The organism is Schaalia canis (assembly GCF_003858455.1).
GTDB lineage: Bacteria > Actinomycetota > Actinomycetes > Actinomycetales > Actinomycetaceae > Pauljensenia > Pauljensenia canis.
In genome coordinates this window covers 371,133-390,685 of sequence record NZ_RQZF01000002.1, presented here as the reverse complement: position 1 = coordinate 390,685, position 19,553 = coordinate 371,133, and the positions used below count along the sequence as shown (strand labels likewise).

Annotated in this window: 12 protein-coding genes; 8 read left to right on the top strand and 4 right to left on the bottom strand. The window is 58.6% G+C overall.

The genetic code is table 11. The annotated features are described in order from the left end of the window. Positions 1-223 precede the first annotated feature (223 nt). A complete protein-coding gene (locus tag EII11_RS04065) occupies positions 224-5,638 on the top strand; it encodes a DUF6531 domain-containing protein (protein ID WP_124868885.1) in 5,415 nt (1,804 codons plus the stop codon). 8 nt (positions 5,639-5,646) lie between these two features. Next, on the top strand, positions 5,647-6,372 hold the full coding sequence (locus EII11_RS04060) for a hypothetical protein (protein ID WP_124868882.1): 726 nt from the start codon (positions 5,647-5,649) through the stop codon (positions 6,370-6,372). Between the two features lie 748 nt (positions 6,373-7,120). Here EII11_RS04060 and EII11_RS04055 read toward each other — a convergent pair. Further along, complete coding sequence (locus EII11_RS04055; protein WP_124868878.1) at positions 7,121-8,230, bottom strand: transaldolase family protein; 1,110 nt, start codon at positions 8,228-8,230, stop codon at positions 7,121-7,123. Positions 8,231-8,393: 163 nt separating this feature from the next. After that, positions 8,394-9,149, bottom strand: a complete 756-nt coding sequence (locus tag EII11_RS04050; protein ID WP_338068030.1) for a GntR family transcriptional regulator — start codon at positions 9,147-9,149, stop codon at positions 8,394-8,396. A gap of 137 nt (positions 9,150-9,286) precedes the next feature. Here EII11_RS04050 and iolC point away from each other — a divergent pair, with 137 nt between their 5' ends. The 3 genes from iolC (at position 9,287) to iolD (ending at position 13,421) form a co-directional block, all read left to right on the top strand. Continuing rightward, on the top strand, positions 9,287-10,396 hold the full coding sequence (gene iolC / locus EII11_RS04045; RefSeq protein ID WP_124868875.1) for a 5-dehydro-2-deoxygluconokinase: 1,110 nt from the start codon (positions 9,287-9,289) through the stop codon (positions 10,394-10,396). Further along, on the top strand, positions 10,393-11,271 hold the full coding sequence (iolB, locus tag EII11_RS04040; protein ID WP_124868872.1) for a 5-deoxy-glucuronate isomerase: 879 nt from the start codon (positions 10,393-10,395) through the stop codon (positions 11,269-11,271). Before iolC ends, iolB begins: the two co-directional genes overlap by 4 nt. Before the next feature lie 239 nt (positions 11,272-11,510). Next, the gene (gene iolD / locus EII11_RS04035) at positions 11,511-13,421 is read left to right on the top strand and encodes a 3D-(3,5/4)-trihydroxycyclohexane-1,2-dione acylhydrolase (decyclizing) (RefSeq protein WP_124868869.1); all 1,911 of its coding nucleotides are present in this window, start codon (positions 11,511-11,513) and stop codon (positions 13,419-13,421) included. 322 nt (positions 13,422-13,743) lie between these two features. Here the strand turns inward: iolD and EII11_RS04030 are convergent, their stop codons facing one another. Further along, positions 13,744-14,445 (bottom strand): hypothetical protein, encoded by a 702-nt coding sequence (locus EII11_RS04030; RefSeq protein WP_124868866.1) that lies wholly within the window; start codon positions 14,443-14,445, stop codon positions 13,744-13,746. A 300-nt stretch (positions 14,446-14,745) separates the two neighbouring features. Here EII11_RS04030 and EII11_RS04025 point away from each other — a divergent pair, with 300 nt between their 5' ends. Genes EII11_RS04025 through EII11_RS04015 form a run of 3 tightly spaced genes read left to right on the top strand, consistent with a single transcriptional unit; the run spans position 14,746 to position 18,288 of the window. After that, entirely contained in the window at positions 14,746-16,239 is a 1,494-nt protein-coding gene (locus tag EII11_RS04025; protein WP_124868863.1) for a CoA-acylating methylmalonate-semialdehyde dehydrogenase, read from the top strand. A 10-nt stretch (positions 16,240-16,249) separates the two neighbouring features. Next, entirely contained in the window at positions 16,250-17,137 is an 888-nt protein-coding gene (gene iolE, locus EII11_RS04020) for a myo-inosose-2 dehydratase (protein ID WP_124868860.1), read from the top strand. Positions 17,138-17,151: 14 nt separating this feature from the next. After that, on the top strand, positions 17,152-18,288 hold the full coding sequence (locus EII11_RS04015; RefSeq protein ID WP_124868858.1) for a zinc-binding dehydrogenase: 1,137 nt from the start codon (positions 17,152-17,154) through the stop codon (positions 18,286-18,288). Between the two features lie 268 nt (positions 18,289-18,556). On the opposite strand, the gene iolG is transcribed toward EII11_RS04015, so the two are convergent. Continuing rightward, positions 18,557-19,546, bottom strand: a complete 990-nt coding sequence (iolG, locus tag EII11_RS04010) for an inositol 2-dehydrogenase (protein ID WP_124868855.1) — start codon at positions 19,544-19,546, stop codon at positions 18,557-18,559. Between the last annotated feature and the right edge of the window lie 7 nt (positions 19,547-19,553).

Here is a 19,553-nt window from a genome sequence, read left to right as displayed (position 1 = left end):
GCGCTGCCCTTGAGAAGGCCAAGACTGAACTGGAAGAACTACGTGGCCAGCTCCAGCAGATCTCGACCAACATCTTCCAAGCAGGCGGCGGACAATAGTAAAGGTATCGTTGCTCGCTTTGCCTATGTGCCACACCTCTACGTAGATCACATGCTCAGCCCAGAAGTGATCAACTAGTTCACCCCCCATATTCCAAGCCCGTCACTATTTCGAACGGTGAGTTATGCCCAACTTTGGTGACTACGAGACCGATGTCGTGTTCGACTTTTCCTATGCACGCGACCTTGCTGCATTGTTCCGCTCAGCGGCACAAAAGACACGCGACTACGAATCGTCCCGAGCCGCGGCTCAACTAACGGCAGAAAAAGACTTTGAAGGCCATTTTTCTGAAGTTTTCGCCCGCAATATGCAGATTGCTCGCAATGACGGGGCAGCACTAGCAACCGCGCTTGACGACGCAGCGAACGCGGTCGACCACCTTATTTCTGAAGCCACCAAAGAAAACGCGCGGCGTCGTCAAGTGCGCGAGTATCTTGCGCGCCATGATGACTGGTGGGAGAAGGGTTGGGATTGGGTTTTTGGCCAGGAAGCCCCTCCGAGGTTTGCGAGCGACGTTCTTCCCACCCCCTATGTTTCTCCCGCCGCTTCACGACCTCGAGAGCTTCCCCTCCCAGGAGTGGGAGGATCTACTGGGCAGTCAGTGTCCTCTGCGCGACCGTCCAATCTTCGTTCAGCATCCCACGCCATTGATAATGCCAGCGTGGGCCTCGCTATTCGCATCACTCTACAGAATAAGCTCAACGGCTTCGCTTCTGTGTGCTGCTACGGTACGCTTGACGCCTCAGCCCTTGTGACTAACTTCAATACATGGTGTGGACTCCATGGCGAGGACGCGAAATGGCTCCGAACCGTCGCGGACGCTTTCGCGGCTGCAGGCGGCGAAAACAACGTTTCGACCCTTGAGGATTCTGCGATCTACAACGCGTTGAAGGCTGCAAATGTTAGCGCTTCCCGTGACGACCTTGATGTTCCTCCTGCTGCCCTTTCTGGTTTTGATCCCAACACGGGGTACGCACTGGATCCAGTAAACACCGTAACGGGAAACTTCATTGAACCGGAATGTGACATTGCGTTTACAGGATTGGCGGCAGAACTCAATGTCACCCGCATGTACAACTCCCTATCCGAGGATTGTGGTGTTCTCGGCATAGGTTGGGCGAGTACTCTCCAGCAGCGTCTTCTGGTTGACGATGAGAGCATCGTATGGGTTCAAGCAGATGGTGGAAATATCTCCTTTGCGTCCGCCACTGCATCGACTGTCAGAGCAGATCACGCAAATTTTTGGCTCACCAAAGATGCTGACATTCGCTTCCCGCTAGAAAAATCTCACAATGCCACCGTGTGGGTAGTAAACGACAATGCCGGACGCGCATGGGTCTTTACGCCTGAAGGTCAGTGGCTTGCCAGCCGCGATTCATCTTCCACGTGGCTTTGGGCAGAGCGTGATGCCGACACGATCACTGCTCTTGTTCACGAGAACGGGCGCCGAGTTGACTTCACCTATCGTGACGGTCTGCTAGTTAAAGCACTTTCCAACGATGGGCGCAGCGCAGATTACAGTTACGACGATCGCTCTCGCCTCGTGAATGTCACAACACCAGAGCACACGCGGCGCTACACGTGGGACACTAACAACCTACTTATTGAGGTCAGGAACAGTGCAAACGTCGCTGAGGTCATCAATACCTACGATGACCGGCGCAGAGTCATCTCACAAATCACCCCGCATGGCCGACGTGTCCGTTTCGCTTACCTTCCTGGACGTGTTACCGCCGTCTCCGATCATGATGGCTCTCGGTCGGATACCTGGATCGCTGACCGTTTTGGTCGACTTATTGGAGTTGTCGACTCTGCGGGAAATCGCCAATCAATGTCCTATGACGGTCATGGGAACCTCGTGCAGGTTACTGACCGTGAGGGAGCAGTTACCGTTCACGTGTACGACCAGCGAGGGCGGCGTGTACGCACTGTCCTCCCCTCGCGAGGCGAGTTCACTTTTGCTTGGGATGAGCATGATCGTCTCACCGACATCGTGACAGCAGAAGGCAGCCATATCAGCTACGTCTATGCTGCCGATCAGCGAGACCCTTCTGAGATTCATGACGCTCTAGGAGGCGTGAGTTATCTCGAATGGGAAGGGGGAATCCTGCGTCGAGTAGTCGACCCTGTTGGGGTGACACTCTCACTCCTATACAACGCCCACGGCGAACTCGAAGGCATTGAAAATGCTGATGGTGCCATAGCTCGCCTTATCCGTGACAGTCGGGGACGTGTCATTGAGGCGATCACCCCCTCCGGTGCGAGTAGCGAGTACACCTACGACGATTCGAGCAACCTGACAGCTTATCGGGATGCTGAAGGTGCCACATGGATTTTTGAATACGATGCGTACGGGCGTAAAACCGCAATGACTAACCCTGTCGGTGCTCGGACGACATACGCATATGGAGACCATGGAGCTCTGGCACGGGTTATTGATCCTCTGCTTCGAACAACGGCCTGTGCATACGACGATCTCGGAAATATATCAAGCCTCACTTTGCCTGATGGTGCCGAATACCTCTTTGAGTACGACACTTTATCGCGTCTGACGGCCATGCGTGCGCCCCAAGGTGCACAGTGGTCGTGGGAATACAATCCGAGCGGAAGAGTGACAGAGAGCCGTGATCCTTCCGGGCGCATCTCATCACAGGGTTTTAACCCCATCACTGGAGAGTTCCACTACCGTGACAGTGGACAGACAGGAAAGATCCTTTGTGACCCTTATGGGCGTCCAATCGGAGAGAGTTCTGTTGACAACTCTCAACAGTTATATACGCGTGATGCTGCTGGAAACATCATCGAGATTGTGGATGCCGAGGGTGGGTTGACCCTCCTGCGCCGTGACCTTGCTGGTCGACTCATTGAACATGTGAGCCCAGAACAAGTCTCTACTGTTTATACCTATGATGCGTGTGGGCGCATTGAGAGTATCGGCGATGCTTTTGGCAATGCTACGACTTACCACTACGACATCGACTCTCGTGTCACGGGTTTCACTCTGCCTACTGGCGAGAGAGGTAGCTACTCCTACGATCGTTGCGGGCGACTTCTCTCAGCTACTCTCCCTGGGAACGGGAAGTTTGTATTTTCATACGACGCATGCGGGCGTCTGATCTATCAACGTGATTCTCTGATGGGTATCCGTCGTTTTTCCTACGATGCCAGTGGTCAGATGGTGGCTGCGACTAACGGTCTCGGAGGAGTGACGCACTATGACTACGACGAGCGCGGGCGCGTCGTCGCTGTTACGCACCCGTCCGGCGGTCGCACTCAGTACGCCTATAACGATCTGAATCAATGCGTACGTGTCATCAACCCCGTCGGCGCACAGACCCAGTATTTCTTCGACCCATCGGGACTACCAACAGGCACGCAAGCACCGGATGGAACACGACTGTCCTTTGTTTATGAAGATGACTCTCTCGCGGGAGCTACTTATGTTAATGATCATCTTCTGAGCCGTATTGAGATTAGTGAGGATCTGCGAACTCTGCGCATCTGTGATTACACCGATCACAACATTGAGCATCACATCGAACTCATTTTCGACAGTTTGAACCGCCTAATCGCACGGCGAGATGATGGTGTTGAGCACACGTGGAGCTATGACAAGGATGGTCGTGTCACGCAGCATCGTGATATCAACGGTGACATCACCCGTTACGAGTACGACAAGAATGGGCAGCTCATCGTTGTGCGCCACAGCCAGTTGGGACGAATTGATCTGCAACATGATGCCAGTGGACGTCTGCTCAGTATTCGACGTGATCAACATGCTGACGACTACCGCTACCTCGAGGGCTGGTTGGCAGAACACATACACCGCACGAAGGTCGGTACAACTACCACCCAGGTTAAGCGTGACACCTGGGGTAGAGTTATCACCCTCTCCTATCAGGAGGGGAAAGTCGACTACGGCTATGACGATGCGAACCAACTCGTGTCTTTGTCGGGAATGGGCGAAAACTCCACCTGGGAGTATGACGAGGCTGGGCGTTTGGTCACCTCTTGTGACAACACCGTCACCACTCGCTACGCCTACAATGAAGCCGGTCAGCTCACTTCAATCGCGCCGATGAATAGTGAACCAACACTATATTCCTACAATGCATCCGGCCAGCGAGTGACAGAAAAAGGCCACAATGGTGTCAAGACTTTCTCGTGGGATCCTCGAGGGTGGCTTGAAGACATCACCTGGGATAGTCCCACAGGCCAACAGAACAAGACCAATCTGTGGGTCAATGCGCTTGGAGAGCTTTCTCGGATTGACAATACTCCGATCTCATGGGACATCCATCGCCTTACCAGCGTCGGCACGTTACCTGTTCTGAGTCTGCCCGGTGTCACTACCGTCATCGGAGGTCGACAGCCCGATTCGCAGTGGCGACAGTTCCGCCACGCCCCCGCAACGAACCCCTGGGATGTTACCTCTATCCTTACCTCTCCACATCCAAACCTGGGTATGACAGGGCATGGCTCACTCATTGTTGACGGGATGGAATGGCTAAGGCATAGGGTTTATGATCCACGATCCATGGGCTTCCTCTCTCAAGATCCCGTGCTTGCGCCAGCTGGTGCGATTTGGGAAAGCAACCCCTATAACTATGCTGCGAATAATCCGCTGAACCTTTTAGATCCGCTCGGTCTCAATCCGGTGACAGATGCAGATTTGCAAGCCTATGCTTCGACAATTAACACACGGGGGGCGCTGGGCTCAGCCTGGGAATGGACGAAGAACAACTGGGAATACATTGCTGGTGGAGCGGCGATGGTCGTCGGTTTTGGCCTCATGTGTACTGGCGTTGGGGGCCCAGCTGGCATCGCACTCATGGCAGCAAGTGGTGCTGCATTGAGTGGAGGTTCAAGCATCTTGATGCAGAAGTACTTTAATGGAAAAGTCGACTGGGGACAGGTTGGGATTCAAACGCTCATCGGTGGGGTCACAGGAGCCTTCGGTGGGTGGGCAGCCGGCCTCTCCAAGGCAGCAAATGGCGCAAGGGCATTGGGTACGATGACGTCGGTCAATGCTGGTGTGGGTGGGACAAGCTCCGCTCTCACCTATGGCCTGACCGCCGAGAATCCTACGCCTCAGGGCTATCTTGCCGCTTTCCTCTCTGGGGGGCTTGCCAGCGGAATCAGTGGCGCCGCTGGCCCTGCTGGGGGGACGATCGCCCAACAATTCGGACACGGCGCAACTTCCCTGTTTGCAAAGGGAGCCACAGGAGTGATTCAGTTTGTTGCTGGCGCTTCGGGCTCTGCAACGAACAACATTCTCAATGGTCAACCAGTATCCGTGGAATCCATGATCACAGCTGGAGGTCTCAACTCTGCTGTCTCAATAGGCGTTAGTAAGTTGGTTCCAGATCAGCACGGTACATCCACTTTGAATCAAGCTTCCTACTTTGGTGTGCGTACAGCTTCAGGCCTCGTAAACCCCACCGGACCAAATGCTGGCAGACTCATCAGCAGTGCGATCACAGGATCAATCGTTGGCTCCGGCGCCGATGTTGTGGTCCAGCAGGTGACTTCACCTTGAGAACGCAAATGAATACCATCCGCACGAGGCTCCCCCTCATTCTTACAGGAGTCCTCGTCATTGTTCTTTTCCTGGTGCCTCAAGGGGATCTCTCCATAGAGCAGGCATTGTTGTCACGCGGTTTCACTCTGCTCTTCTTTCTTGTGATTGGTGGAGCCTTCCAGACACTTGCCCCCATTTGGTCATTGATTCCCTCATTCTTCGTGATATTTTTCGGTTTCAGCTTGCTGGAAGTTGTGGGTCTTCATGTCGAACCGCTGGCGTGGATGATCGTTGGGGGATCACTGTTCTTTATATGGGCCCCAACATTCATGTGTTACTCCGAGCGTCGTGTCATGACTCTCTCCGTTGAGTACGCATCTCTTAAGGATCTGCCTCTTGGTCGGCTCATCCACTTCTTTGTCCTTTCATGGGCTGCTGCTGGTGCACTCGCATTCCTTTACGGGGTGGCTGTTCCTTTCCAGTACGGTGTTGGCATAGGTGATATCACCCTACGTGCCGTTGGTGGTTGTGGAGTGGGTGCACTCTTGGCAGCAATCAGTGGAAAGTGGAAGGTCTATGCGGTTCTTTTCGGTATTCCCGCACTTACGGTAACCATGCTTTCCGGTATTAATGCCCTAACTTCCATCGCTTTAGGGTGGCTAACCGGCTACATTATTTCCTGCCTGCTGCGGGATGAATCGACGATCTATCGGCCGTTGTCGCGGATGTTCCGCAGTCCTAAAAGCAGATAACTCCGCCTCTCAAGTGCTTTCCTAGGAGTACCGCTATGACTACTGCTATGCCTCTCACCATTGGGAGTCTGTGTTTCAGTGTTAATGAAGTAAGTTCTCATGGAATGTTTGCCCGGTGGCGAAAAAAAAGATGGTACGTTACTGTCTCAGATGCTTCCTATAGGTTGAATTTTCGTTATGAGGAGATTAAAGCGCTCTGCGATGGCCCAATCCTCATTGAAGCCGATTCCAGTTCATTGCCCCGGGGTAATTATTTTCTTGTCTCACCAGAGGCCATTAATCCTCAAAGCGCAGTAGGTGAAGCGCTCGCAGAGATGTCTTTTGAGGACGGGGCTCTCATTCTTCTCCAGGGGTTCACAGTTCTGAGGGAGTTATCTGCAAGTGAGTGCGAACAATTATGTGCCTGGCTGAAGGCGAGTGTGCCATCCGCTTAGTTCGATAATGCACGCTGTTTCCGCATCCCACCCTCATGTGAGTCCAAGGAACAACCGGGCGGTGTGAGGTCACTTTTCGTCCTGGGCACGCAGCTGGGTGTCGACTCGGGTTAGTGAGTACTCACTCGGAATGCCGGTGTTGACGTAGATGGGCGCGAAGACGTGGCGTAACAGGCGGTGGGGCGTAGAGTGCGGGGCACTCATTCACCATGAGCCCGTGGATGGACAAAGAAAAACCGTGCGGCCCGAGGTGAAGGGGTGGGAGCCTCGGGCCGCACGGTTATGCCGCCGTCTAAAGGAGGAAAGACGGGGCTTTAGGGTGCAGGCAAGATAATGTTGCGAACCAGGGTGTCAAGGTCGGCATCGGCTTGGAGGAACTGGCGCAGGGTCTTGCGTGTCAGACCGTAGTTCTGGAAGTCCTCTACCGCTAGGCCGTCTTCCTCGTAGGCTTCGAGGAACTCCGGCACCCGGCTGAGCTCCTTGAGGTAGTGCTCATCAACGGGAACATCGATACGGGCAGTGGGCTCGTAGTCGGAGGCATTGATAATGGCCTGCCACTTAAAGGGTGGGGACACGACAACGTCGCCGCCTTGCAATTCAGTCCAGTGCAAGACATTACGGAAGGCAGCAGCCAGAACGCGGGAACGGTAGCCGCGTTCTTGGAAGATCTGGTAGGCCTTCTTGAAGGTGGCCACACCTGCCCACTCCAGAGCAGAGGCATCAATAAAGATCCCCTTGCGTGCGACGGCTTCCTTCACCCAGTCATCCAGGCGTCCCACCATCAGGGTGACGACAGCGGTTTGACCGTCAATGGGTAGGCCTTCTGCTTCACGGCGTTTCAAACCGCGCTCGATTGCTTCCGCAGAGGCGACAGCTTGCGCAAGCGTGAAGGACACGGTGACATTGATCGAGACGCCACGGTAGGTGGCCTCTTCAATAGCCTTCAGGCCGATCTCAGTGGCGGGAATCTTGACGATAATGTTCTTCGCCATGTGATGGAACTCTTCGGCCTGATCGGCGAGCTTTTCCGCATTGCGGAAGTAGCGGGGGTCGGTCTGAACGGAGAGGCGACCGTTGCGTCCCTTATGCTCCTCGAAGGCGGGTTCAAGAAGGGCCGCGGCCTCAACGGACATGTCTTTGACGGCCTGCCAGCCGATTTCGGATTCACTCCATGTGGGGTGGGCATCGGCAATGGCTTGAATGCGGGGTGCCCAGATGTCGAGGTGGGCAGAGATTGTGGTGAGTGCAATGACGGGGTTGCAGGTCGCGCCAACACCACCGAAGGAGATGGATTGGCGTAATTCGTCCAGGTCAGAGGAATCGTTCCACAGTACGGATGGGAATGAGCGGGCCGCGGTGAGAAGCGGTCCTGGCGTAAAGGTGCTCACGACAAACTCCTGATGGTTAATCCCCGTCGTCCCCATTGGCGGCGGGCGTCTACCATCAAGTCAATGACAAAGTTCCTCACATGTCAAGGCTTTGTTAGGACAAATTCGGATTTTAGAGTTTTTTCAGGCGGCGCCCATCAAGACATCAGGATAGTGGCGGTATCCTCAATCTCCAGGCGTCCGGGAGTCCCATGCTCACTTACTCAGAAGTGAGGGTGAGATGGAAGGAATAATGCTCAGGGTTATACACATGATTGCCGTACTCCACAATCTGCCCTGAAGCGTCATAGGCGGTACGGCGCATCGTCAACACCGGTGAAGGGTGCTCGATCCCCAGATGCTCAGCCTCTTCAGGCTCAGAAAAGCGGGCGCCAATGGACTGCTGGGCTGAGCTGGGGTGAATCCCCAAGGAAGCAAAAGCCGCATACAGGCCGCCAGAGGTCAACTGCGTAATTGACGGCGCAATCGAAGCAGGCATGAGGTTTGTCAGGATCGCTAAAGGACGCTGATCAATACGGCGCAGGCGAACGATCGAGACAATCTCGTCGCCCACCTGGCAGCCCAGATGCTTAGCGTCCCCCGCGTTGGCCAATCGCACCTCGTAATGAAGAACCTCGGTACTTGGCTTGAAACCGGCTTTCGTCAGGTCATCTTGAAGGGATGTCAAGCTCAGAGGGCGACGCACATGAGTGGGGGTGACACGGGTGCCGATGCCGCGCCGACGCGTCAAAAGGCCTCGACTGACAAGGTCTTGCAGGGCGCGCCGAGCCGTTGGCCGTGACACCTGCAGGCGGTTCGCCATGGAAACCTCATCCTCAATGAGGCGTCCGGGGGCAAGCTCGCCAGACTGGATGAGCTCCTCAAGCGGCTTGGCAATCTGGTCATACAGGGGCACAGGGGAGTTGCGGTCAAGCTCAATTGTCAGTGCAAAAGGTGCAAGAGAATCACTCATCATTGGCCTCTGGGAAAGCGGTTTTGTCACCCCATCGTAGCGCACGCCACACAAATATCACTATTTGTACTGACAAAACGAAGGGCGGGCGGTAATCTAGGACACAGTGCAACCGCCCCAATGCCGTGGAAGGAAACACCATGCCCACTCACCCGACGCACCTTGATGTGCTGGCCATCGGGCGAAGCGGCGTCGACATCTACCCACTACAGGCAGGCGTCGGCCTCGAAATGGTTGACTGCTTTGGAAAATTCCTCGGCGGATCCCCCACCAATGTGGCCGTCGCTGCCGCCCGCATGGGCCGCAGATCGGCCATGATCACAGCCGTAGGGGATGACCCCTTCGGACGTTTCGTTCGCGCTGAAATGCGACGCCTGGGCGTCTCTGACCGATACGTCCACGTCATTGAAGGCATCACCACCCCCGTGACCTTCTGCGAAATCTTCCCGCCCGACAACTTCCCCCTCTACTTCTACCGCGACCCCACCGCCCCCGACTTGCAGCTTCAAGCCACGCACATTCCCCTCGATGCTGTCCGAAGCGCCCGCGTGTTCTGGTTCTCCGCCTCCGGCCTGTGCGCAGAACCCGTGCGCAGCGCCCACCACGCCGCCCTTCAAGCCCGCGCCCTCTTCGATAGCCGCGAGATCGACAACCCCTACTTCTCCACCCCCGAGTGGACCATTCTCGACCTCGACTACCGCCCTCGTTTTTGGCGCAGTGAAGAGCATGCGCGCGAAGAAATCAACGCCGTCCTGCCTTACGTCAATGTCGCCATCGGCAACCTTCAAGAATGTGCGATCGCCGTCGGATACGACGAGGCCGAACGCGCCGCTGACGCTCTCCTAGAGCGCGGCGTTGAGATTGCCGTCATCAAGCAGGGGCTGAAAGGAACCCTGGCCAAAACCCGAGAAGAACGCATCTTCGTCCCCGCCACCCGCGTTGAAACCCTCAATGGCCTCGGAGCGGGAGACTCCTTCGGCGGATCCTTCTGCCACGCACTACTGCAAGGCTGGGACCTGGGCCGCGTCATTCACTTCGCCTCCACAGCTGGAGCCATCGTCGCCTCCCGCCTCGAATGTTCCACCGCCATGCCCACTGAATTCGAAGTCGACCACCTCATCAATGCCAACCCCGACATCTTCCCTCGTGTCGAACGCCTCACGCCGCCTCACCACCCAGCCGAGCCGAGCGCGCCAGCCTCGTCAATGACCACCGCCAACCCCCACCACGAAGTAGGGAGCTACCAATGACTGACAGCCGCTACGTCATCCGCGCCGGAGAACTCGCCGACGCCACCTTTGACCTCAATCTCACCTCCGAAAAAGCAGGGTGGGACTGGTCGGCCCTGCGCATCCTCACCCTGCCAGCAGGCGGTAGTGTCGGCATCCCCGGCAGCGACATCGAATACCTCGTCCTGCCTCTCGCTGGCGGCTGCGAGGTTGAAGTCAACAGCGAACGCTTCACGCTGGACGGCCGCGAGAGCGCCTTCACCGACATCACCGACTACCTCTACGTACCCAGAGACGCCGACGTCACCATCATCTCCCACGAGGGCGGCCGCTTCGCCCTCCCCGGCGCGAAAGCCACCGCCGACCTGCCCGCGCGCTACTGCCCGCGTAGCGAAGTTGTCACCACCCTTCGAGGCGCCGGCCCCTCCTCGCGTCAGGTCAACAACTACGCCCTGGGCAACACGGTCGAAACCTCGCACCTGCTGGCCTGCGAAGTCCTCACCCCCGGCGGCAACTGGTCCTCCTACCCGCCCCACAAGCACGATGAACACACTGAAGTGGAGCGCATCCTCGAAGAGATCTACTACTACGAGATCCGCCCCGGCCAGGACGAGCGTGAAGGCTTCGCCCTGCAGCGCATCTACCCCTCACCTGGACACGACATTGACGTGTGCACCGAGGTCCACTCCGGCGACATCGTCATCATGCCCTACGGCTACCACGGCCCCTCCGTCGCAGCCCCCGGCTACGACCTGTACTACCTCAATGTCATGGCAGGACCCGCGGAGGACTCCGTATGGCTCATGACCGACGACCCCCACCACACCTGGGTGCGCCAGACCTGGGAGGCCCAAGAGGTTGACCCGCGCCTGCCCATGACCCCCATGAACCCCTAAACACGCCCCACTTCCACGACCGCCTCATGTCGTAACCGCCACAGTCACTGCCCACTACAGTCATTGCCCCACCACGGTCCCTGCCCCAACACGGGACAGCGTAAGCCACACCCCCGCCCACAGGAAGCGCCACCCCGCCGGGTGCTCTTCCACCGGAAGGACAACCCGTCGCCCCAAAGAAGGGCGCGGCGACGGCCTCGCCAAAGGGACCCCAACCCACCCGCCCACCAGGAGTACCCATGACCTTCGTCAGCCTCGGCCAAGAAACCGTGCGCCTCACCGTCGCCCAGGCCACCATCCGATTCCTCATCAACCAATACTCCGAGCGCGACGGCGTTGAACAACGCCTCGTCACCGGCGCCTTTGGCATCTTCGGCCACGGCAACGTCGCCGGTATTGGCCAGGCCCTCCTCCAAAACGAGATCGACCCTGAACCCGACGGCGGCTCCATGCCCTACATCATGCCCCGCAATGAGCAGGGCGAAGTGCACGCGGCCGCCGCCTACGCCAAGGCCACCAACCGCCTGCAAACCATGATGTGCACAGCCTCCATCGGCCCCGGCTCACTCAATATGGTCACCGGCGCGGCTCTGGCCACCACCAACCGCCTGCCCGTGCTCATCTTCCCCTCCGATCAGTTTGCCAACCGCGTCCCTGACCCTGTGCTCCAGCAGGTCGAAAACCCCGTCCTCTTCGACACCACCTGCAATGACGCCTTCCGGCCAGTGTCGGCCTTCTTTGACCGCATCAACCGCCCCGAGCAGCTCCTGCCCTCCCTCATGCAGGCCATGCGCACCCTGACCGACCCCGCTGACACGGGTGCCGTCGTCATCGCCATGCCCCAAGACGTGCAGGCAGAGGCCTACGACTTCCCCGTCGAGATGTTCACCAAGCGCGTGTGGCATGTGCGCCGCACTCCGGCTGAACGAGCCGCCATTGAACGTGCCGCCGCTATGATCCGCGCCTCCAAGCGGCCCATGGTGATCTCCGGTGGCGGCACGATCTACTCCGAGGCCTCCGAGGAACTGCGCGCCTTCGCCTCGGCAACGGGTATTCCCGTGGCGGACACGCAGGCTGGCAAGGGAGCCATCAATTTCGACCACCCCTGTTCCATTGGTGGTGTGGGCTCCACTGGCGGCGACTCAGGCAACCATATTGCCGACAAGGCTGACCTGGTGATCGGTATTGGTACGCGTTATTCGGACTTCACCACCGCGTCCCACACCCAGTTCAAGGACCCCAACGTTCGCTTTATCAATATCAACGTCAAAGCCTTTGACGCGGTGAAGAACGGTGCGGAGATGGTGGTTGCGGATGCTCGCGAGGCGCTCGCGGCCCTGACCGCCGCTCTGGAGGGCTACCGCGTCGACGAGGCCTACGCCGCTGAAGTTGCTGAAGAAAAGGCCGCGTGGGATAAGCGCGTCTACGAGGCCACCCACACCGGGCATGGCCCAATTCCGGCCCAGACCGACGTGTTTGGTGCGCTCAATGAGCTCATGGGTGACAACGATGTGGTCATTAACGCTGCTGGTTCCATGCCCGGTGACCTGCAGGCTCTGTGGCAGGCACGCACCCCCGTCCAGTACCACGTTGAGTACGCCTTCAGTTGCATGGGCTACGAGATTCCTGCGGCCCTGGGCGTGAAGCTGGCGTTGCCGGACTCCCAGGTGGTCTCCATCGTGGGGGATGGAACCTACCAGATGTTGCCGATGGAGTTGGCGACTATCGCCCAGGAGGGCGTGAAGGTGATCTTCGTGCTCTTGCAGAACTACGGGTTTGCCTCCATTGGCGCCCTGTCGGAATCTCGGGGTTCTCAGCGTTTCGGCACTCGCTACCGTGCGGGCGGAGCCGGGGCTGACCATACGGTGGATGGCCGCAAGCTTGATGTTGATATTGCAGCCAACGCCCGCTCCTGGGGGATCGATGTCATCGAGGTCCACACCATTGAGGAGTTCAAGGAGGCCTACCGTCAGGCTGAAGCCTCCGACCGGGCCACGATGATTCACATTGAGACTGACCTGTATGGCCCGAACCCTCCGGGTTCATCATGGTGGGATGTGCCCGTGTCGCAGGTGTCGCGCATTGAATCGACGCAGAGTGCGTTCGAGGATTATGTGCGTGATCGCGCCCCGCAGAGGCACTACCTGTAGCAGGTGAGTTCCAGCGCAGGTGACTGCCTGTCGCAGGTGACTGCGGCTGTGGCTGTGGCTTGAGCGTGTGGCCCCGCTCCTTTTGGGCGGGGCCACAGCTTTTACCTCTTCTACTTCTACCTCTTCGCGTCTGTGTACACCGCGTTGTCATGTGCACACCGGATAACCCCCAGAAAGTGCAATAAGGCTCCCGCAGGTGGTGGGGCCATTGTCGGGGTGTGCGGGCGGACCTCCTAAACCTGCGCCTTGTTGTTAATCTTGCGCGGTGTGCGGGGCTATTTTGTCAACAAGACGCATGTTTAGAACCTGTTGAGCTCTGAGATCAGTTCACTGACCAGTACGTGCACATGTCAGAGAAGTAGGTGTAGGCCAACCTCTCAGGCTCACAGGTAATGATCCTGCCCGCATAGTCGCCGGTGAGTTCCTTAAGGAGCGCACGATAGTGGGAGGGGTCGATCGGGCGAGGGGAGTCTGGGCGGTAGTAGGCCAGCGTGATATGGGGTGTGAAAGCTCCCGAAGGAATGCATGAGTCGAAAGTGGCCCGAGCTGTGAGCGCGCGCTCGCAATCTTCATCCGTTGTGGGGACCAGTCCAATGACGGCACTGGTGTTCATCAGGTTGAACACAGCATTGACTGTCATGGAGATGGGGCCGACACTGCGCGCCTGTTCAAGCAGGGTTGGCACCTGACGCGAATCCCAAAAAAGCGTGTCGCTGATAGCGCTGAGCTGCGGGTGCGCGCGCAGGTCATGGAGAGTCAGGTGGAAGGACTCGCGAGGTAGAGGTTGCGTCAAAGCTTCCCCCAATTCGTCGTGAAGCCGCGTGGCAAGCCCGTCAATCCATAGCTTCGTCTCCTCATTCAGGTCATAGATGATGGTGCTCCCATAGAAAGGACGAGGCTCACCGGTGGCGGCCTGGAACTTTTCCCGCGCCGAGTCGGATACGAAGAAGGGGGTCTCGGACGGGACGGAGTTGAGCTCGAAGCTATTGACTCGGGTAGTCAGTGCCTGGAGGGATTCATGCATAAACCCAGCCTACTTGCCTGTCACCCTGGCCCTGCACCCCTTGTATACCGGTGGCTTGTTGTTATTCCGGTGGCGGGTACGCCACCTCTTTGTTGACAAGGCACCTATTTGGCGGGTGAAGGTGGGTAGAGGGTGCGGAAAGGCAACTCCTGCCTCACCCTCGTAAATGACGGAACAAATTAACCATATGTACTGACAAATGCCCTCCAGGGGGACTAGGATGGAAAACAATCGGCACACAGGCGTGCCCAGCGTGCGCCTCATGCCGCCACAGCGACACCCCACAAGGAGTTCACGACAATGACGACGATCGAACATTGGGTCAACGGTGAGTCCTACCACGGCACCCCCGTCGGCACCTTCCCCGTCGAAAACCCTGGCACCGGCGAAGTAGAAGCCGAACTGCTCCAAGCCTCCAAGGACGACCTCGACCACGTCGTCGCCGTTGCACGCGAAGCCCAAAAGAAGTGGGCAAAAGTGCCCCTCTCCAAGCGTGTCGCCATCATGTTCCGCATGCGTGAACTCGTCCTCGAACACCAAGACGAAATGGCGCGCCTCATCGTTGCCGAACATGGCAAGAACTACTCCGACGCCATTGGAGAAATCCAACGCGGCCGCGAAACCCTCGACTTTGCTACCGCCATCAATATCGCCCTCAAGGGCGAGCACTCCTTCGACATTGCAGGCGGCGTCGACATCCACACCCTCCACCAGCCCGTCGGCGTCGTTGCGGGCATCTGCCCCTTCAACTTCCCCGCCATGGTGCCCATGTGGATGCACCCCGTTGCCATTGCCACCGGCAACGCTTTCATCCTCAAGCCCGCATCCTCCACGCCCTCGGCCGCGATCCTCACCGCCAAGCTCTACAAGGAAGCCGGCCTGCCCGACGGCATCTTCAACGTCATCTCCGGCAACCGTGAACTCGTCGGTGACATCCTCACCCACCCCGGCATTGACGCCATCTCCTTCGTGGGCTCCACTCCCGTTGCCCACATTATTCAAAACACCGGCGTCGCCCACGGCAAGCGCGTCCAAGCCCTCGGCGGAGCCAACAACCACGCTATCGTCCTGCCCGACGCTGACCTTGACTTCGCTGCCGGACACATCAGCGCCGCCGCATTCGGTGCCGCAGGCGAACGCTGCATGGCCCTGCCCGTTGTCGTCGCCGTCGGAGGAATCGGCCCCGACCTCGCCCAGCGCGTCAAGGCACACGCCGAAAAAATCAACGTCGGCTACGGCATGGACGAGGGGGTTGACATGGGTCCCGTCATTGACGCCGCCGCGAAGAAACGCATCACCGGACTCATTGACGATGCCGAATCCCGAGGCGCCGACGTCGTCCTCGATGGACGCAGCCTGGTGGTGCCCGGCCACGAAAATGGCCACTTCCTTGGTCCCACCATCCTTGACGGCGTGCCATTGGACGCCCCCGTCTACCACGAGGAAGTCTTCGGCCCCGTCCTCACCATCGTCCACGCCGACAGCTACGAAGAGGCCATTGAACTGGTGAACTCTTCCGAATTTGGCAACGGTGCAGCCATCTTCACCAACGACGGCGGAATGGCCCGCCGCTTCAGCCTCGACGTAGAAGCCGGCATGGTGGGCGTCAACGTTCCCATCCCCACCCCCGTCGCCTACTATTCCTTCGGCGGGTGGAAAGCCTCCCTCCTGGGAGACACCCACATCCACGGCCCCGAAGGCGTGCGCTTCTACACGCGCCTGAAGGCCATCACCTCGCGTTGGCCCTCCGAAAAGAGCTACGCAGCCACCATGTCCTTCCAACGAGAAGAGTGAGAACACTTCAATGAGCACCATTCGTGTGGGCTGCGCGCCCATCGCCTGGGTCAACGACGACATGCCCGAACTCGGCGGCGAAACCACCTACCAGCAGATCCTCTCTGAGGTTGCACTCGCCGGGTACGAAGGCACTGAAATCGGCAACAAGTACCCCAAGGACCCCGCAGTCCTCAAACGCGAACTCGACCTGCGAGGCATCCGCATTGCTGCTGCCTGGCATGGCTGCCTGCTCACCACCGAGCCCTACGAGGACGAGGAACGTAAGTTCATCGACTTTTGCGACTACATGGTGGCCCTCGGCGCAGACTGCGTGAACATCTGCGAGCAGGGACACTCCATCCAGGGCATGCGCGACACATCCGTCTTTGATGACAAGCCCTTCTTCACCGACGACGAATGGGAGCGCCTCGCTGACGGGCTCAACCGCTTCGGTGACATTGCCAAGGAAAAGGGCCTGCGCCTGGCCTACCACCACCACATGGGAACCGGCGTGCAGACCACCGAGGAAATCGACCGTCTCATGTCGATGACCGATCCTGACAAGCTGCTGCTGCTGGTCGATAACGGGCACCTATTGTTCTCAGGCGAAAGCACTGCAGACATCATTGCCCGCTACCTGCCGCGCATCGGACATGTGCACCTGAAGGACATTCGTCCTGAGATCGTGGAGAAAGCCCGCGCTGAAAAGCTCAGCTTCCTCGATTCGATCCTGGCGGGTGCCTTCACCGTGCCCGGCGATGGACCCACCGACTTTGCGACGCTCATGCGTCCCGTGGTGGACTCGGACTATGACGGGTGGTTCCTTGTCGAAGCTGAGCAGGATCCGGCCATTGCCAACCCCCTGGAATACGCCCTGATCGCGCGTACATACCTGCGCGACTCCCTGGGCGTGTAAGGAGGGCCGCTGCGATGAGCCACAATGCCCCCGTCGTGCCGGACACCATGCGAGCAGCAGTCCTGTCCAGCATTGAGAAAGGGCTTGAAATCCACACGATTCGCACACCGCGCCCGCGTGCGGGCGAGGTCCTCGTGAAGGTCAGTGCCTGCGGGCTGTGCCACTCTGACCTGCACGTGATTGGTGGCGCCATCGCCTTCCCCCTACCCGCCGTGCTCGGCCACGAGGTCGCAGGCCAAGTGGTTGAGCTCGGTCCGGGCACTGAACACAGCGGGCTCCAGGTGGGGCAGCAGGTCGCGGGCGCATTCCTCATGCCCTGCGGCTCCTGCCCCGCCTGCGCCGCTGGGCGTGACGACCTGTGCGGGCCATTCTTTTCAATGAACCGCCTCAACGGCACGCTCTACGACGGGGAAACACGCCTGGCTGACTGTGAGGGCAACCCCATTGCCATGTACTCCATGGGCGGTTTAGCTGAATATTGCGTCATCCCCGTGACTTCGGTGGCGCCCGTTCCTGACACGATGGATCCGGTGGCTTCAGCCATTTTGGGGTGCGCGGCCCTGACCGCTTACGGGGCGGTTCGGCGCAGCGCTGACCTGCGTGCCGGGCAATCCGTGGCGGTGGTTGCAACGGGTGGCGTAGGTTCCAATGTCATCCAATTGTCGAAGGCCTTTGGTGCCAAGGACGTCATTGCTATTGACATTTCGGATGAAAAGCTTGATGCCGCTTTAGCATTGGGAGCTACCGCCGTCGTTAATTCCGCCACCGAGAATGCGCGCGAGCGAGTCTTTGAGATGACCGGCGGATTTGGCGTGGATATTGCCTTCGAGGTGTTGGGGCGCCCACAAACGTGGGAGACCGCCCTCAACGTGCTGCGAGACGGCGGACGCATGGTGCCTATCGGCCTGGGGGCCGGCGTTCAAACAGCGGGAGTGGAAATCAACCGCACCGTGCGCCGCTCGCAATCCATTGTGGGCTCCTACGGTGCGTTGACCCGTCAAGACCTGCCTGAGGTCATTCGTTTAGCGGAAGCCGGAATCATCCGCTACGAAGACATCGTCACCCGGCAGGTCAGCCTTGACGAGGTTGCCGACACCTACGATGCGTTGCGCCGTGGAGAAATCCAAGGCCGCGCTGTCGTGAAGATGTAGCGCAGGGTGCGAATGTAGCCGCGTTGCGTCCGTGTGGATCGATGCTGATCCTTTCTTGTGGGGGTTGTGCCCGCTGCCTGCTTTCAGGCAGCGGGCACAACTGTGTGCCGCACAAGTCGATGCGGCACAAGTCGATGCGGCTGGCCTGGCGTAGACGTGAAAACCCGCAGGGAAACGCAGGAAAAAGGTGTCCTCTTGCCTGACATGTTGCAGGCAAGAGGACACCCGGTGGCGTCAGGCGCCACAGCGCACCACCGTGCGGGTCGCCTCAGTTCAGACGCACAACCTGTCCTGTGCGCGCGGACTCTTCGGCGGCCTCGGCCAGACGCAAGGCGGCGGCACCGTCTTCAATATCAGGCGAGGGGCGACGACCTTCAGTAATAGCTGCAATGAACTCCGAAAGTTCAGCGGAGTAGGCAGCCTCGTAACGCTGAAGGAAGAAGTCCAGGTAGGGATCCTCAGCATTGGTGTGCTCGGCGGTGGAGTAGCGCACCGTTGTGGGGCGTACGTTCTCAGCGAAGAGCGCACCCTTCGTTCCAAAGGCTTCCAGGCGCTGATCGTAGCCCGAGGCGCAGTGGCGCGAGTTCGTAATAGTGGCACTGTGGCCTTCCGCGTTGATGAGGGTGATGATGACGCCATCAAAGTCGCCAGTGTCAGCGAGCTCCGGGTCAAGGTTTTGGCCAACGGCAGACACGGCAACGATGTCGCCTAGGAAGTAGCGGGCCATGTCGAAGTCGTGGATCGTCATGTCCTTGAAGATGCCGCCAGAAACAGCGATGTACTCCTTGGGGGGAGCGGCGGGGTCACGCGAAATGATGGTGAGCTGCTCAAGGGTGCCCACGGCTCCAGCCTCGACCTGGTCGTGAATGTGACGGAAGGACGGGTCGAAGCGGCGGTTGAATCCGAGCATGACAACGGGGTCAAGGCCCTCAAGATCGGCGCGGAGGTTCTCAACGGCAGCGGTTTCCATGGCGACGGGCTTTTCGCACAGGGCGGGCTTGCCGGCGCGGGCGGCGGCCAGGATGTGAGGGACATGCAGGGGGGTGGGAGAGCAGATAATGACGGCGTCAACCTCATCGTCGGTGAAGACAGCGTCAACGTCATCACTTGCGCGAGCGCCGTAGGCTGCGGCAACGGCCTGTGCGTTGTCGAGGAAGGGGTCGGCTACGAGGACAAGCTGGGCCTCGGGGTGGGCGGCGACCGAACGTGCGTGAACTTGGCCGATTCGGCCGGCGCCAATAAGAGCAATACGAAGCATTCGACAC

Excerpts from the sequence above, each read along its gene's own strand:
- EII11_RS04065 (WP_124868885.1), top strand. The coding sequence starts at position 224 with ATGCCCAACTTTGGTGACTACGAGACCGATGTCGTGTTCGACTTTTCC.
- EII11_RS04060 (WP_124868882.1), top strand. The coding sequence starts at position 5,647 with ATGAATACCATCCGCACGAGGCTCCCCCTCATTCTTACAGGAGTCCTC.
- EII11_RS04055 (WP_124868878.1), bottom strand. The coding sequence starts at position 8,230 with ATGGGGACGACGGGGATTAACCATCAGGAGTTTGTCGTGAGCACCTTT.
- EII11_RS04050 (WP_338068030.1), bottom strand. The coding sequence starts at position 9,149 with ATGATGAGTGATTCTCTTGCACCTTTTGCACTGACAATTGAGCTTGAC.
- iolC (WP_124868875.1), top strand. The coding sequence starts at position 9,287 with ATGCCCACTCACCCGACGCACCTTGATGTGCTGGCCATCGGGCGAAGC.
- iolB (WP_124868872.1), top strand. The coding sequence starts at position 10,393 with ATGACTGACAGCCGCTACGTCATCCGCGCCGGAGAACTCGCCGACGCC.
- iolD (WP_124868869.1), top strand. The coding sequence starts at position 11,511 with ATGACCTTCGTCAGCCTCGGCCAAGAAACCGTGCGCCTCACCGTCGCC.
- EII11_RS04030 (WP_124868866.1), bottom strand. The coding sequence starts at position 14,445 with ATGCATGAATCCCTCCAGGCACTGACTACCCGAGTCAATAGCTTCGAG.
- EII11_RS04025 (WP_124868863.1), top strand. The coding sequence starts at position 14,746 with ATGACGACGATCGAACATTGGGTCAACGGTGAGTCCTACCACGGCACC.
- iolE (WP_124868860.1), top strand. The coding sequence starts at position 16,250 with ATGAGCACCATTCGTGTGGGCTGCGCGCCCATCGCCTGGGTCAACGAC.
- EII11_RS04015 (WP_124868858.1), top strand. The coding sequence starts at position 17,152 with ATGAGCCACAATGCCCCCGTCGTGCCGGACACCATGCGAGCAGCAGTC.
- iolG (WP_124868855.1), bottom strand. The coding sequence starts at position 19,546 with ATGCTTCGTATTGCTCTTATTGGCGCCGGCCGAATCGGCCAAGTTCAC.